Annotated in this window: 16 protein-coding genes; 11 read left to right on the forward strand and 5 right to left on the reverse strand. The window is 63.6% G+C overall.

Annotated elements, in window-relative coordinates:
• The first annotated feature begins 74 nt into the window (after positions 1–74).
• From KB554_RS01660 to KB554_RS01705, 11 genes are all read left to right on the forward strand, one after another.
• The gene (locus tag KB554_RS01660; RefSeq protein ID WP_141429620.1) at positions 75–2567 is read left to right on the forward strand and encodes a DUF5686 and carboxypeptidase-like regulatory domain-containing protein; all 2493 of its coding nucleotides are present in this window, start codon (positions 75–77) and stop codon (positions 2565–2567) included.
• Between the two features lie 131 nt (positions 2568–2698).
• A complete protein-coding gene (locus KB554_RS01665) occupies positions 2699–3352 on the forward strand; it encodes an HAD family phosphatase (RefSeq protein WP_141429619.1) in 654 nt (217 codons plus the stop codon).
• Between the two features lie 16 nt (positions 3353–3368).
• Complete coding sequence (locus KB554_RS01670) at positions 3369–3734, forward strand: DMT family protein (RefSeq protein ID WP_141429618.1); 366 nt, start codon at positions 3369–3371, stop codon at positions 3732–3734.
• Between the two features lie 90 nt (positions 3735–3824).
• On the forward strand, positions 3825–3953 hold the full coding sequence (locus tag KB554_RS13375) for a hypothetical protein (RefSeq protein WP_277927710.1): 129 nt from the start codon (positions 3825–3827) through the stop codon (positions 3951–3953).
• 17 nt (positions 3954–3970) lie between these two features.
• Positions 3971–4216, forward strand: coding sequence for an antibiotic biosynthesis monooxygenase (locus tag KB554_RS01675; protein WP_242116253.1), 246 nt, complete (start codon positions 3971–3973; stop codon positions 4214–4216).
• 6 nt (positions 4217–4222) lie between these two features.
• On the forward strand, positions 4223–4891 hold the full coding sequence (locus tag KB554_RS01680) for a DNA-3-methyladenine glycosylase (protein ID WP_141429616.1): 669 nt from the start codon (positions 4223–4225) through the stop codon (positions 4889–4891).
• Positions 4869–5459, forward strand: coding sequence for a methylated-DNA--[protein]-cysteine S-methyltransferase (locus tag KB554_RS01685; protein ID WP_141429615.1), 591 nt, complete (start codon positions 4869–4871; stop codon positions 5457–5459). The genes KB554_RS01680 and KB554_RS01685 overlap by 23 nt, the downstream gene beginning before the upstream one ends.
• Before the next feature lie 30 nt (positions 5460–5489).
• Positions 5490–6347: a methylated-DNA--[protein]-cysteine S-methyltransferase gene (locus KB554_RS01690; protein ID WP_211034784.1), complete on the forward strand. Its 858-nt coding sequence runs from the start codon at positions 5490–5492 to the stop codon at positions 6345–6347.
• Positions 6348–6516: 169 nt separating this feature from the next.
• Complete coding sequence (locus KB554_RS01695; protein WP_211034785.1) at positions 6517–7833, forward strand: TolC family protein; 1317 nt, start codon at positions 6517–6519, stop codon at positions 7831–7833.
• A gap of 13 nt (positions 7834–7846) precedes the next feature.
• Positions 7847–8914 (forward strand): HlyD family secretion protein, encoded by a 1068-nt coding sequence (locus tag KB554_RS01700; RefSeq protein WP_141429612.1) that lies wholly within the window; start codon positions 7847–7849, stop codon positions 8912–8914.
• The gene (locus KB554_RS01705) at positions 8911–10515 is read left to right on the forward strand and encodes an MFS transporter (RefSeq protein ID WP_141429611.1); all 1605 of its coding nucleotides are present in this window, start codon (positions 8911–8913) and stop codon (positions 10513–10515) included. The genes KB554_RS01700 and KB554_RS01705 overlap by 4 nt, the downstream gene beginning before the upstream one ends.
• Positions 10516–10533: 18 nt before the next feature.
• On the opposite strand, the gene KB554_RS01710 is transcribed toward KB554_RS01705, so the two are convergent.
• The 5 genes from KB554_RS01710 to KB554_RS01730 all read right to left on the reverse strand — a co-directional run bounded on the left by KB554_RS01710 (position 10534) and on the right by KB554_RS01730 (position 14681).
• Entirely contained in the window at positions 10534–11142 is a 609-nt protein-coding gene (locus KB554_RS01710) for a ParB/RepB/Spo0J family partition protein (RefSeq protein WP_242116225.1), read from the reverse strand.
• The gene (locus KB554_RS01715; RefSeq protein WP_141429610.1) at positions 11114–12403 is read right to left on the reverse strand and encodes a DUF3440 domain-containing protein; all 1290 of its coding nucleotides are present in this window, start codon (positions 12401–12403) and stop codon (positions 11114–11116) included. Before KB554_RS01715 ends, KB554_RS01710 begins: the two co-directional genes overlap by 29 nt.
• Positions 12400–12807 carry a hypothetical protein gene (locus tag KB554_RS01720; RefSeq protein ID WP_141429609.1) on the reverse strand — a complete coding sequence of 136 codons (408 nt, stop codon included), beginning with the start codon at positions 12805–12807 and terminating at the stop codon, positions 12400–12402. Before KB554_RS01720 ends, KB554_RS01715 begins: the two co-directional genes overlap by 4 nt.
• A gap of 345 nt (positions 12808–13152) precedes the next feature.
• Entirely contained in the window at positions 13153–14076 is a 924-nt protein-coding gene (locus tag KB554_RS01725) for a transporter (RefSeq protein ID WP_211034786.1), read from the reverse strand.
• Positions 14077–14231: 155 nt separating this feature from the next.
• Positions 14232–14681, reverse strand: coding sequence for a GatB/YqeY domain-containing protein (locus KB554_RS01730; protein WP_211034787.1), 450 nt, complete (start codon positions 14679–14681; stop codon positions 14232–14234).
• Positions 14682–14694: the final 13 nt, after the last annotated feature.

The following is a 14694-nucleotide window of genomic DNA, read 5'->3' on the forward strand; positions in this document are numbered from 1 at the left end:
CTGTTTGTCGTCGTATCTGCCGCAAAAGTAATTTATTTTCGCCGAATGCCGGCGGATTCGCTACTTTTGTTCGTATGACATGCAGGCGAATCATCCTTCTTGCAGCGGCCGCTCTCTGGACGGCCGGAGCCGTCGCGCAGAGCACCCGCGTGCGCGGACGCGTCACCGACGCCTCCACGGGCCTGCCCCTGCAATTCGCCAGCGTCGTCTTCTCGGGCACGACCGTCGGCATCACCACCGACGAACAGGGCATCTACGCCCTCGAGACCCGCGACACGACCGCCCGCATCGAAGTCTCGATCGTGGGCTACGCTCCCCAGTCGCGGCGCGTGGAGCGCGGGACATTCAGCCAGGTAGACTTCGCCCTCGACCCCGTGCGCTTCGACATCGGACAGGTCGTCATCACCCCGGGCGACAACCCGGCCCACCCGATTCTCGAAGAGGTCGTCCGCCGCAGGCCGCAGAACGATCCCGAGCACTACGACACCTACAGTTGCTCGACCTATACCAAGATGGAGCTCGACCTGACGAACCTCCGCCCCTCGTTCCGCAGCAAGCGGTTGCAGCGCAACTTCGGATTCATATTCAGCTACATGGACACCTCGGCGCTCACCGGCGCCGCCTACCTTCCGGCCATGATCTCCGAATCGTCCGCAGAGCTTTACCACAGCCGCTCGCCGCAGTTCACGCGCGAGGTGATCCGCGCCAGCCGCATCTCGGGCGTGGAGAACAGCGAAGCCGTGGCGCAGTTCACGGGCGGCATGCACGGCGACGTGAACTTCTACGACAACTTCATCGACCTGTTCGACGTGCGCTTCGCCAGCCCGCTCGCCTCGGGCGGCAGGACCTACTACGACTATTTCCTGGTGGACAGCCTCGACGTGAAGGGACGCAAAACCTACAAGATACGCTTCCACCCCAAACGGCTCACCACGCCCGTACTCGACGGCGAGATACACATCGACTCGGCCACCTACGCCCTGCAGTCGGCGTCGGTGCGCATGCCGCGGGGCGTCAATGTGAACTGGATCCGCCACCTGCGCATCGACAACGAGAACCGCCTGACAGAAAACGGACGCTGGTTCCGCCTCCGCGACCGCGTATCGGCCGAATTCTCCCTGACGACGGCCGACTCGTCGAAACTCGTGTCGTTCATCGGCACGCGCGAGATCGCCTATTCCGACGTACGGATCGACGAACCGATCCCCGACGAGGTGCTGCGCATGGACAACCGCGTGCAGATCGCCGGCGGAAATCCCAACCGCCGAGACGAAGCCTATTGGGAAGCCGTGCGCCCCTATACGCTCAGCGAACGCGAACGGGGCATCTACGCAATGGTAGATTCCGTGCAGCGGGTCCCCCTCTACCGCAATATCTACACGCTCGTCAATACGATCCTCGTCGGCCACTGGAACACGAAGTACATCGGCATCGGGCCCTACTACAAGATCGCCAGCTTCAACAAACTCGAGGGATTCCGCATGCAACTGGGCGGCCGCACGACCACCGAAGTGAGCCGCCGCGTGCGCCTTTCGGGATACGCCGCCTACGGCACGCGCGACGGACGCTTCAAGGGCGGCGGCAGCATCGAGGCGGTTTTCGGCCGCACGCTGACCCGCAAACTCACCCTCTCGGGGCGTCACGACGTCCTCCAGCTCGGCGCAGGGGACAACGCCCTGACAGAAAGCAACATCCTCTCGTCGATCCTCTCGCGCGGCGACCAGCGCCTCTCGATGGTGAACCGGGGCGAGGCGGACTACGAGCACGAATGGCGACACGGCGTCACGGCCCGCCTCGGCGCCCGCCTGCAACGGGTCTATTCCAACCGTTACGTCCCGATGATCCGCCCGGACGGCACGCCCGCCAACTCCATCTCCGATGCGGCGCTACGCGCCGAACTGCGCTTCGCCAAGGACGAGACCGTTTACCGGATGCCCTTCGACAAACAGTCGCTCGGTTCGAAATACCCCGTCGTGACGCTTTCCGCCGCGATCGGGATTCCCGGACTGCTTCCCGGCGCCAGCGAGTACTACCGCTTCGAGGGCGGCATCCGCTACCGGCCCGAACTGCCGCCGATCGGCTACTCGACGATCACCGTGCGGGGCGGCCACATCGTCGGCACGGTCCCCTACCCGCTGCTCAAGCTCCACGAAGGCAACGGAACCTATTTCTACGACCCCTACGCCTTCTCGTGCATGGACTACTACGAATTCGCCTCCGACAGTTGGGTGGCGTGGTTCTACGAACACCATTTCAACGGTCTGCTGCTGGGCCGCCTGCCGCTCATCAAAAAACTCCGCTGGCGCGAAGTGCTCGTCTTCAAGGGCGTCTGGGGCACGCTCTCGCACCGCAACGACGGGTCACGGCCCGGAAGCGGCGCACCGCTCCTCTTCCCCGCAGGCATGTCCTCGGTCTCGACGCCCTACCTCGAGGCGGGCTTCGGCGTGGAGAACATCTTCCGCCTGCTGCGCATCGACTGCATCTGGCGGCTGACCCACCGGGAACCCGTCGCCGGAGAGGAGGTGCAGCGTTTCGCGGTCAATCTGGGCGTGCAGCTCAAATTCTGATCCGGCGGACGTCCGCGGCGATTTTCGGCGTCCGGAAATTTGGCATTGCGCACGCCTTGCGCTATCTTTGCCGCACGAAAACACCGGAGACAGACTCCGCCGCGAGCCGGTCCCGGGAAAACGAACCGACGATGAAGAAAGCAGCACTGTTCGACATGGACGGAACGCTGGTGGACAACACCCCGGCGCACATCAGGGCCTTCTCGATCTTCTGCGACCGCTACGGCGTCACGGACTGGGCCGAAAAGCTCAGCGGGGTTTACGGCATGGGCAACGACGACATCATGGGCCGCATCCTGCCCGAAGAGGTGATCCGCGAAAAGGGACTCGCCGCGCTCGCCGCCGAAAAGGAGGCGATCTACCGCGAAATCTACGCCCCGGAGATCCGTCCCGTCGAGGGGCTTCGCGAACTGCTCGGACGGCTCCGCACCGCGGGCGTCCGCTGCGCCGTCGGCTCGTCGGGCTGCCGGGCCAACGTCGATTTCGTGCTGGAGAGATGCGGCATCGGCGACTTCTTCGACGCCCGCATTTCGGGCGACACGGTGACACGCTGCAAACCCGATCCGGAGATCTACCTCCGCGCGGCCGCCGCGCTGGGCGCGGACCCGGCCGACTGCGTGGTTTTCGAAGACGCCTTGGCGGGTATCGAATCCGCCCGGCGCGCCGGGGCGGGACGCATCGTCGCACTGGCCACCACCCTGACGCGCGAACAACTGCTGGCCGAAGGGGGCGCCGACGCGGTCGTCGGCTCCTTCGCCGAAGTCACCGACGCCGATCTGAACTGACAAATCCGTTTACGCCATGCTCCGTGGTCTCGCCACCGTATTGCTGCTCGTCGTCTCCAACGCCTTCATGACGCTGGCCTGGTACGGGCATATCGCCTTCAAATCCAAACTCGAACGCTTCGGACTGATGGTCATCGTGCTCTTCAGCTGGTGCATCGCCCTGTTCGAATACTGCTTCCAGGTCCCGGCCAACCGCATCGGATCGGCCGAGTTCGGAGGCCCGTTCTCGATCTGGGAACTGAAAGTGATCCAGGAAGTCGTCTCGCTCTCGGTCTTCACGCTCTTCGCGCTGGTGTTCATGAAATCCGACACGCTGCGCTGGAACCATTTCGCCGGATTCCTCTGCCTCGTACTGGCCGTCTATTTCATCTTCCGCAAGTAGCCGCGCATCCGCCCGAAAAAGCGCAAGTTTCGGATTGTTCCGACGGCGCACGGCGCTTATCTTTGCCGTATCGAACCCGACATTACGACCATGAAAGACACATCACCGGACAACACGGCGGCGAAGTCCGCGGGCACCGTCGTCATTTTCGAAGTCACCCCCCGCAGAGAGGGAGTGAACGAGTATCTCGAGCTGGGGCCGCCCTGCAATCCGAGCTGAGGAAAACACCCGGATTCATCCGCGCGGAGCGGTTCTCCAGCCTGAGCGAAGAGGGCAAACTGCTGAGTGTCTCGTTCTGGGAGAACGAGAAAGCCGCCGCCGCATGGCGCAACCGCCCCGCCCACCGGAACTGCCAGAAAAAGGGCGGCGAAACGCTTTTCGAACGTTATTCGATCACGGTGGCCTCCGTCGTGCGGGGATATACCCGCGACGAACGTGCGCAGGCTCCGCAGGATTCCGAAAAGGCCTTGCGCCGAAAATAAGATGCGATGGAGGAGTATTTCCGCTACGGGGAGACGGAGCTCTCCCACCTCAGAAGACAGGACGAACGGCTGGCCGAAGTGATCGACCGTGTGGGTATGGTGAAACGGCGGGTCATTCCCGACCTTTTCGCCGCACTCGTCCATACCATCGTCGGACAGCAGATTTCGACCCGGGCACACGAAACGATCTGGCAGCGGATACAGGCTGCCATCGGTCCGGTCACCCCGGCCGTCATCGACGCGCTGCCGCCCGAAACGCTGCGAAACCTCGGACTGTCGCTCCGCAAAGTCGGTTACATCCGCTCGGCCGCCCGGAAGATCATCGACGGTGAATTCGATATCGACGCGCTGCGCGACCTGCCCGACGAAGAGGTTTGCGCCCGGCTTTCGGCACTGGAAGGCATCGGCGTATGGAGCGCCGAAATGCTGATGCTTCACTCCCTGCAACGGCCCGACATTCTGAGCTACGGCGATCTGGCGGTCCGGCGGGGATTGCGGATGCTGCACGGCCATCGGGAGATAGACCGCGCACTGTTCGAAAAATACCGGCGCCGCTACTCGCCCTGCGGAAGCGTGGCATGTATCTATCTGTGGGCCGTATCCTCCGGAGCGATCGCGGAACTGAAAGATCACGGACTCAAAAGACAACCGCATGGAAACCCGAAGAAAAGCTGACGCGCGGCGTCCCGCCCTACCCGAAAAGACCGAAACGACGATTCGGGTGCAGACTTACGGCTCGCCCTGCGGCGAACTGCTGCTCGGATCGTTCGGGGAAAGCCTCTGCCTTTGCGACTGGCGGAACGAACGACACCGGGGATTCGTGGACCGGCGCGTACGACGTCTCCTGCGGGCCCGCTTCATCGAAGCCCCGTCGCCTCTGCTCGACGAGGCAGCCCGTCAGTTGGACGAGTACTTCGCCGGATACCGCCGGACATTCGACATTCCCCTGTCGTTCGCCGGTACGGAGTTCCAGAAGACCGTCTGGCGCGCGCTGCTGGCGATCCCGTTCGGTGCGACCGTCTCATACGGGGAGCTGGCCCGCCGCATCGGCCAGCCGAAAGCCGTGCGGGCCGTGGCCAATGCGAACGGCGCGAACCCGCTCTCGATCTTCGTTCCCTGCCACCGCGTCATCGGCAGCGACCGTTCGCTGACGGGCTACGGCGGCGGACTGGCAGCGAAACGATGGCTTCTCGAACTGGAATCGGAACCGCTCCTGCCGTTCCGGGACACTTTCGTGAAATGAATCCGAACGAAAAACGCAACGATACGCCCCATGAAAACCCAGCAGGAACTCGACAGCGAACGGATCGCGGCGGCCATCGAATTTCTGATTCTGCACCGCACCTCGCACACCAGACTCGGCGACGTGGCGGACCACGTGCACCTGAGCCCCTGCCACTTCCAGCGCATGTTCCAACGACGGGTGGGCGTCTCCCCCAAACAGTTCGCCCGCTTCCTGAGTGTCGAATACGCGAAAAAAATCCTGACGGAGACACGCGCCTCGCTGTTCGATGCGGCGAGCGAAGCGGGCCTCTCGACCACGAGCCGCCTGCACGACCTTTTCGTCACGATCGAGGGCATGACGCCCGGCGAATACAAACGCGGCGGAGCCAGCCTCGAAATCGGCTACTCGTTCGCTCCGACACCTTTCGGTGAAGTCATCGTCGCCTCGACCCCCAAGGGCATCTGCCACCTGACCTTCGCCGACGAAGGCCGGGACGAAGCCTTCGAACGGCTGAGAAGCCTCTTTCCGAACGCCTCGTACCACCGGGGAACCGATCCGAACCAGCAACGGGCCCTCTCGATCTTCGGCCGGGACTGGAGCGACACCGAGGCGGTCCGCCTGCATCTGAAGGGAACCGCATTTCAGCTCAAGATATGGAACGCGCTGCTCCAGATTCCGAGCGGCGGACTGACCGCCTACTCCGACCTGGCGCAGAAGGCGGGATACGAAGGGGCGCAGCGTGCGGTCGGCACGGCGCTCGGAAACAATCCCGTCGTGCTTCTCATTCCCTGCCACCGGGTCATCCAGGCCTCGGGCATCATCGGCAACTACCGCTACGGACCGACGCGCAAAAACGCCCTCATCGGCTGGGAGGCGGCCCGGAGGGAACAGGACGGGCGGCGCTGAAAGCCGGCTGCCGATGCAATCCGGACACCGATATCGGACAGACATTTGACCGATTTGAACAAAATTCGTATCTTTGCCCCCGCAATCGGACGGGGACTCCTCCCGCTCCCGGACAAGGCCCTTCGGGCCCGGACGTCCCCACGCCCGGACTTTACCCAAACAATTCACGATGAGCTGGAACAACTGCAAACGGTTCGGTCTTTTTCTGATCTGCCTGCCCGCCGCACTGCCCGCCGCGGCCCAGAGCGACACGCTCTTCCTTCCCGTGGAGCGGCTTTTCGAACTGGGCGTCCGACACAACCTGGCATTGCAAGCCGATGCGCTGGAGGAGCGGAGCGCCCTCGAACGGGAACGGGGCGCCCGGGCCGAACGGCTGCCCGACCTGCAGGTCGGCCTGCGGGGAGGCTACGCCGGCCGGCCGACCGTCTTCCGGCAGGGGCTCGCCGGCGCCTATCATCCCGACGCACCCGACTGGTCGCAGAATTACGCCGTGGACCTCTCGCAGCCGATCTACCGGGGAGGGAAACTGCGCTACGCCGTCCGCAAGGCGGGCATGGAGCGTTCGCTCGCCGCGCTGCGCACCGAAGCGGATGCCGCGGACATCCGTCTGGCCCTTCTGGAGCAATACATGCAGCTTTTCGAACTCTACCGCCGGCAGGAGGTCTTCTCCCGCAACATCGAGGAGTCGGAACGCCGCCTGCACGACATCCGCCGGATGAAGGAGGAAGGGCTCATCACGAACAACGACGTGCTGCGCAGCGAAATGCAACTGACCGACGACCGGCTCTCGCTGCAACGGACGCAGAACGACCTCGTGCTGGCGTCCCAGCACCTGGACATCCTGCTGGGACTGCGGGAAACGCTGCTCATCCGCCCCGACACGGCCATCCTGCACCGCCCGATCGAACTGGAATCCTACGAGACGTATGTCGGAGAGGCCTATGCCGGCGACCCGGACCTGAAACGCCTGCGGATGCAGACCGAACTGGCACGGAACGACGTCGCACTGGCGCGCTCCGCCATCCGGCCCGACGTCTCGCTCTACGCCTCGAACACGCTGGCCCGCCCCGTCGCCCGGACGATGGAGGACCTCTACAACAACAACTGGAACGTCGGACTATCGGTCTCCGTGCCCCTTTTCGCGCTCTACAAGAGCCGCCACAAGGTGCGCGAAAGCCGGCTGGCGGTCGCCCTGAACCGGAACGCCGAAGAGCAGGAGATGCAGCGTCTCCGCCTGCGCGTGCACACGGCCTACCTGCGCCACCGGGAGGCCGTGCAGGAGGTCAAGGCCCTGCGGCTCTCGGCCCGGCAGGCGCAGGAGAACTACCGCATCATGCAGAACCGCTACATGAACCAACTGGCCATCCTGACCGATCTGCTGGACGCGAACAGCGTGCGGCTCGACGTCGAACTGCAACTGACGGCGGCACGCACGCGCGTCGTCTACACCTATTACCAACTGCTGAGAGCCTGCGGGCGTCTCTGACGAATCGTCCGATATGGGAAACTGGAACAGAAAACGACAGGAGCTGCGCAAACACCGCCTGCGCAACATCCTTCTGAACGCGGTATGCGTCCTGCTGGCGGGATCGGGGCTCTGGGCGACGGCCGACTACTTCTGGCGGCACGTCAATTACGTGGTGACCAACGATGCCTTCGTCGATCAGTACGTCGCCCCGCTGAACATCCGCGTCGCGGGATACGTCCGCGAAGTGCGGTTCACCGAACACCGGTTCGTCCGCGAAGGAGACACGCTGCTGATCCTCGACGACCGCGAATACCGGATCCGGGTGAAGGAGGCCGAAGCCGCGCTGCTCGACGCCCGCGGCACGCAGGGAGTGATCCATTCGGGCATCGAGACCTCGCGCACGAACGTCGCGGTGCAGGAGGCCAACATCGCCGAAGCCCGGGCGAAACTCTGGCAGACGGAGCAGGATTTCCGTCGTTTCGAACGGCTGCTGCGCGACGAATCGGTTCCGGGACAGCAGTACGAGCAGGCCAAAGCCGCCTACGAAGCCGCGGAGGCCCGCTACCGGGCGCTCGTGGCGCAGAAGGAGGCAGCCCGGTCGCAGTACGCCGAAGCCAGCAGACGGACGGTAGGCGCCGAAGCCAACATACTCCGCCGCGAGGCCGATCTGGACATGGCGCGCCTGAACCTCTCCTACACGGTGCTGACAGCCCCCTACGACGGCTACATCGGCCGCCGTACGCTGGAACCGGGACAGTTCGTGCAGGCCGGACAGACCGTCTCCTACCTGGTGCGCAACCGGGACAAGTACATCACGGCCAACTACAAGGAGACGCAGATCGCGCACATCCACATCGGTCAAGAGGTCGTCGTCAAGGTGGACGCCTTCCCCGGCCGCCGGTTCCGGGGCCGCGTGACGGCCATTTCGGAGGCGACCGGCTCGAAATACGCACTGGTCCCGACCGACAATTCGGCCGGAAACTTCGTGAAGGTGCAGCAGCGCATTCCTGTCCGCATCGACCTCGAAGGCATTTCGGACGAGGAGATGGACCTGCTGCGGGCCGGCATGATGGTCGAAACCGAAGCCCGCCGCCGATGATTACGGCCGCCGCACTGGAACTGCCCGTCCGCCGATGGGTTCCCGACCGGCTGGCCGTGGCGGGGCTGTTCTCCGTCCTGCTGCCCGTCACCATGCTCAACGGCTCCTACACAGGGAGCATGCTCGAAGTGTCGAACACGCTGGGTTCCAATGCGGAAGACATCACGATGGGCTACTATGCCGCTTCGGCCGGCATGGCCATCGCCTACCCCATCGTGCCGAAGGTCCTCGGCGCGGTCTCCTCCAAAGTGCTGCTGCTGGCGGACCTGACGCTGCAATTCCTCCTCAGTTGGTTCTGCGCCCGTTCCCAAAGCGCCGACACGCTCATCGTGTGCAGCTTCTTCATCGGTTTTCTCAAGGGATTCCTCATGCTGTGGTGCATCCGGCGGATCAAGACCATCTTCAGCCCGAAGGATGTCCGCAGCGAGTTTTACGCCTACTTCTACCCACTGGTCTTCGGCTGCGGCCAGCTCTCCATGATCATCACGGCCGAGCTGGCCTACCACTACGACTGGAAGTACATGTACTACTTCATGATGATCCTCCTGCTCGCGGCCCTGCTCATGGTGGCGATCTGCTTCCGTCACGACCGTCCGCTGCGCCGGATACCGCTGCGCGAGCTGCATGTCCGCGAAATGTTCGTCGCCTCGGCCGGACTGCTGATGCTCATGTACGTACTCTGCTACGGCAAGGTGCTCGACTGGCTGTCATCGCCCCGCATCTGCCTCTACGTCGTGCTCGGCCCCGCGCTGCTCGTCTTTTTCCTCCGCACGCAGCACCGTTCCCGGAACCCCTACGTCGATCTGGCGCCGCTACGCCAGCCCAAGGCGCTCGTGGGTTATCTCTATATGATGATCGTCATGTTCTTCAGCACCTCCACGACGTTGCTGACCAACTACATGACCTCCATCCTGCAGGTGGACGCCACGCACTCCTACACGCTCTACGTCTGGCTGCTGCCCGGCTACGCCCTCGGAGCGTTCGTCTGCTTCTGGTGGTTCCGCTGGCAGCGGTGGCGGTTCCGTTTTCTCATAGCCGGAGGCATGGCCTGCTTCGCACTCTTCTTCGGCCTGCTCTATTTCGGCATCTCGCCCGGGAGCACCTACCAGAGCCTCTTTTTCCCGGTTTTCGTCCGCGGAGCGGGGATGCTGACGCTCATCATCGCCTTCGCACTGTTCGCCGTCGAGGAGTTGAACCCCAAATACCTGATCTGCAACGCCTTTTTCCTAATCGCCTGCCGCTCGGTGCTGGCTCCTGTCATGGCCGCCTCGTTCTACGGCAACGCACTCTACCGCTTGCAGCAGAAATATCTCTGCTCGCTCTCGGAGCACTTCACGCTGACGGACCCGGCCGCCGCAGCGAAATACGCCGCAGCGCTGGACTCCTCGCTGGCACGGGGACACGGATACGCCGAAGCGGCGCAACTGGCGACCGGAGAGCTCTATTCGACCCTCCAACAGCAAAGTCTGCTGCTGGCCCTCAAGGATATTCTGGGGTGGCTGTTCGCCGTTTCGCTGCTCCTCGCCGTCGTTTCGCGGTTCATCCCGTTCCACAAAACCATCCGCGTAAGATACGCCAAGGCCGGCGACGACATGGTGTAATCCTCACCGGCCGAAGGGTCAGCGGCATCCGACCGGTTCGGCGGTCTTTCCGGCGGTCTCTTCCGCGGACCGCTCCCCTTCGCCCTCCTCCCCGGGGTCGCCGAGACTGAACTCCCGGTCGGCGAAGAGCTCGGCGAGTCCCGTGATCTGCTTGAGTCGCAGCAGCTCGTCGCGCCCCATGCCGATATGCCGCATGATCCAGCGGTCGGACATGTTCGCCCGCGTCAGCTCGGCGACGATCTCGCTCATCAGTTCGACGTTGTGCGTGCCGCGCGCCCGGTTGTGACGGATGGTCGAGGCCATGCGGTGCGAGAGGTCCTTCTCGATCACGGCGACGGGCAGCAGCCCCCGCTCGCGCTCGTAGATTCGTTTCGAGGTCTTGAGCACCATGTAACGGTGGTATCCGTCCACCAGCTCATAGACGTCGCGCACCGCATCGTAGTAGCAGACGCACGGCATCGTGTAGCCGTCCTCCCAGATCGACAGCTCCAGCAGTTTCATCTCGGGCGGCGCGACGACGTTGGGATTGTAGCTGTTCGCCACGACCTTCTCCACCGGCACGGCCCGGACGTTGTAAACGGGACTCCGGAAGGTCGCCTCAGTCGGGTATTCGTAAGAGCGATTCATATTTCTCCATGATTTTCTTGCGCCGCTGCCGCTCGCTCTTGTTCGGCGAGAAGCCCATGTACTTGCAGGCGTGGTCGTTTTTGAGGATGCAGATGCAGATGCGCTTGAAGGTCGGCAGGCGGCTGAACTCCGGCAGGTCGATATCGTCCAGGTAATCCATGCGAACCGGACGTTTGTCCGTGCGGTAGGAGCTGCGGTCGCCCACTTCGATCCTGATCCCCGCCTGCCGCAGCTTTCCGATGGTCTCGTCGGAGAGGCAGCCGCCCTTGTCGCGCCAGAAACGGATGCTCACGGAGAGCTTCTCGAGGTAGTTCCGGCGGGTCCGCTCCGGAAGGGTCGCGAGCAGGAAGCGCATGTACCGTTCCCAGGTCATTCCCTTCGGCAGGCGGACCGACTGCCACCCCACGGCGGCCGTCCGACCGTACAGCGCGGCGAAATCGGCACCGTTCACCCGGCCGATCATACGGCCCCACGTGTCGGGGTCGATGGCCTTGTAGAGGTGCAGGCTCGAAATGGCGGGCGAAATGAACGGGCTGGCCACGCGCTGACTGTCCAGCGGCACGCCGGCCCGGTAGAAGAGATCGTAAAGGCGGTTGTAGGGCCAGCCGAACCTCCCGTTCGCCGTCCATACGTCGGTGGTCAGCCAGTCGTAGAGCGGATAGGCATTGCAGATCCCGCCCTCGGCCCACTGGCGGATCCACCGCATGCCGGCGAAACGGTGCAGGTTGCGGTCGCTGTAAATCGTGCGCCAGCGGTTGAAACTCTCCTGCGTGCGGATGCCGATCAGGCAGCAGGTGCGTGCGGCGCCGCACCGGGCATGGAGCCACTCCGCGAAACGGGTCTGGAACTCGTAGTCCCACATCTCGTCGGTAAAGAACGGAAAATCGCTCCGGACAAGGCTTCCCGCGGGCATTTCCCGCACCCAAAGGCTTCGTTTGGATTCCTCCCACGGGCGCCAGTAACGCTGGAACATCGAGGTACAGGTCTGCACCTTGAACGGCACGCAGACCCGATAGACGTCGAGTATGTCGGCATTCGCTGCAAGCGTCCGATTCACGTAATCGACCGTATCGCGGTACTGTATCTCGTAATCCATGTGGAAGACCCCGATCCGGCGGTTCAGCCCGTGCCGCCGGACATAATCAATGCAGAGGTTCAGCAGCACGCCGCTGTCCTTGCCGCCGGAGAAGGAGACATAAATGTTGTCGAAGCACTCGAAGAGTATCTTCAACCGCTGCTGGGTCCGTTCATAGACATTCATGGCCGCCGGCTTTTCCCGTATTCCATCGCCACGTACTCCTTCCACTCCCGGACGGGCGCGAAGCCCTCGGCGCGGAATACCTCCGCGTGGCGGATCAGCGTCACGGAACGGATCGCGTAATCGCGGCCGTAATAGCGGACGATCTCCCGCAGGAACCGCGCGAGCAGTTGCGGATCGTCCCCCGAAACGTAGTAGTTGTTGATCTTGGCGGCCCCGCCGTCGGTGATCTCCACCGGCACGAATCCGAACACGACATCGCCCTCCCACGCCACGAACCACGTGTGCGAACGCGAGGTCCAGAACGGGTAGTTGTTGTTCTGGCGCAACACGCTGCGCCGCATGACCAGCGGGGCGACGAGCGCATAAAGGCGGGGCGAAGTGCCGTCCAGTTTCTCGATTGTCATACTTCCTTCAGGCCGGGCGCGTCCGAATGTTGCATACGTGAATCCAAACGCATCATACAGACGGTATTCCATTACAAATATACGAAATTCCGGCTGTTTTCTCAAATTTTCCGGCCGGAAGCCCCGCCGATTTTCCGTCCTTCGCCCGCGGCGTCTCCGTTCTCCCTCCGCCGTTTCCGCCGCTCGCACCTCCGTCGAGATCCGTCTCTCCGTCCGTCTCCCGCTTTTCCGGCCCCGGACCTTTCCCTTGCGCACGACCTGCCCCGCCGCAGCGCCTCCCGGAACACACCGCAAGCCCTCTGAACGGACCTGTTCCGCTCTCCGCATCCGCACGGAACGGGCGGTTCACACCCGGTTTTCCGTCCGTTCCCGGTCCTTTCGCCAAATCTGGTACGAGTTCACGAAGTTCTGAAAGACGATATACGCCGTCGGGGCCACCGAGGAGATCGGGTCGAGAAACGACTGTGCCATCCACACGGCCAGCACCGTGTTCTTCTGCCCCAGGGACTGTCCTCCGGCCGCAGGATCGCCGTAGCGCCGGCCGATGGCGCGGCCGGTCTTGAACTGCACGAGACAGATCGCGAGCGCCGCAGCGGCCAGCCACAGCTCCGTGGCTGCCGACGCATCGTGCAGGTCGATGAGGAAGGCCGTCGTGCGGCCGATGACGACCGCCAGCGACACGAGCCAGAGGTAGAACGAAATCCGGCTATGGGCGGCGACCCATCCCGCGACGCCGGGCAGCACGGCTCGGCAGCACTGCGCAGCCGCGAAGGGCAGTACGAGCAGCGGCACGATACGGGCCAGCATCCCGGCGAACGAACACGCCCCCGTTCCGGCAAAGGAGAGCACGGCGGGCGCCAGCAGCGCCACGGCCATATTGCACAGGAGGCTGTACGTGGCCATCGTGGCGACATTGGCGCCGAGCATGCCCCCGATCACCACGGCGGCCATCGCCACGGGCGCCAGCACGCAGATCATCGCCCCCTGCGCCACCGTCCGGTCGAGGGGCAGCAGCAGGAAATAGACGCCGACGCAGGCTATGGTCTGAAAGAGCAGAAGCCAGCCGTGCAGCATCGAGAGCCGCATTTCGGAGGGCCGCACGCGGCAGAAGGTGACGAACAGCATGAGGAAGATCAGAACGGGCGTGACCATCCGCCCCGACCAGGTCTCCAGCGCCGTGACCGGGCGGCACAACACCGCCCCCACGAGCATCGCCGACGGCATGGCCACGGTTTTCACATTGCGGTGCAACGATTCGAGTACGTGCATATATCAATTTCGTTAGCGGCATTCCGGATACGACACGGCCGCTTCCCGGACGGATAACGGACGACGGACGACCGCCCTCCGACGGAAAACCGGACCGGCAATCCTCCGCCCCGACACATCCGCTGTCGCAGCGAATCCCTGCGGGCAACCGCGGATCAGGCCAGCAGCTCGCGGACCTTGGCCGAAATGTCCTTGCCGTCGGCACGGCTCGCGAGGCGTTTCGAAGCCAGCCCCATCACCTTGCCCATCTCCCTGAGCGACGAGGCTCCCGTCTCGGCGATAAGCGCCCGTACCTCGGCCGTCAGCTCCTCGGGCGTGAGCTGCCGGGGCAGAAACTCCTGATAGACGGCCACCTGAGCCAGTTCCTCCTGCGCCAGATCGGGGCGGTTCTGCTCCGTGAAGATCGCCGCCGAATCCGTCCCCTGCTTGGCGAGCTTCGAAACGATCTTCAGCACGTCGGCGTCGGGGAGTTCGGCGATCTCCGGTCCCGAGGTCTTGGCCTCGATGATATACTTCTTCGCATTGCGCAGTGCACTCAGGCGCACTGTGTCCTTGGCCTTCATGGCCTCCATGATTCCTTTGGAAATCCGTTGTTCGAGCGACATGGCAGATAAATTT

Origin of the sequence: Alistipes sp. Marseille-P2263 (genome assembly GCF_018101075.1) — a bacterium.
Taxonomy (GTDB): Bacteria; Bacteroidota; Bacteroidia; order Bacteroidales; family Rikenellaceae; genus Alistipes; species Alistipes dispar.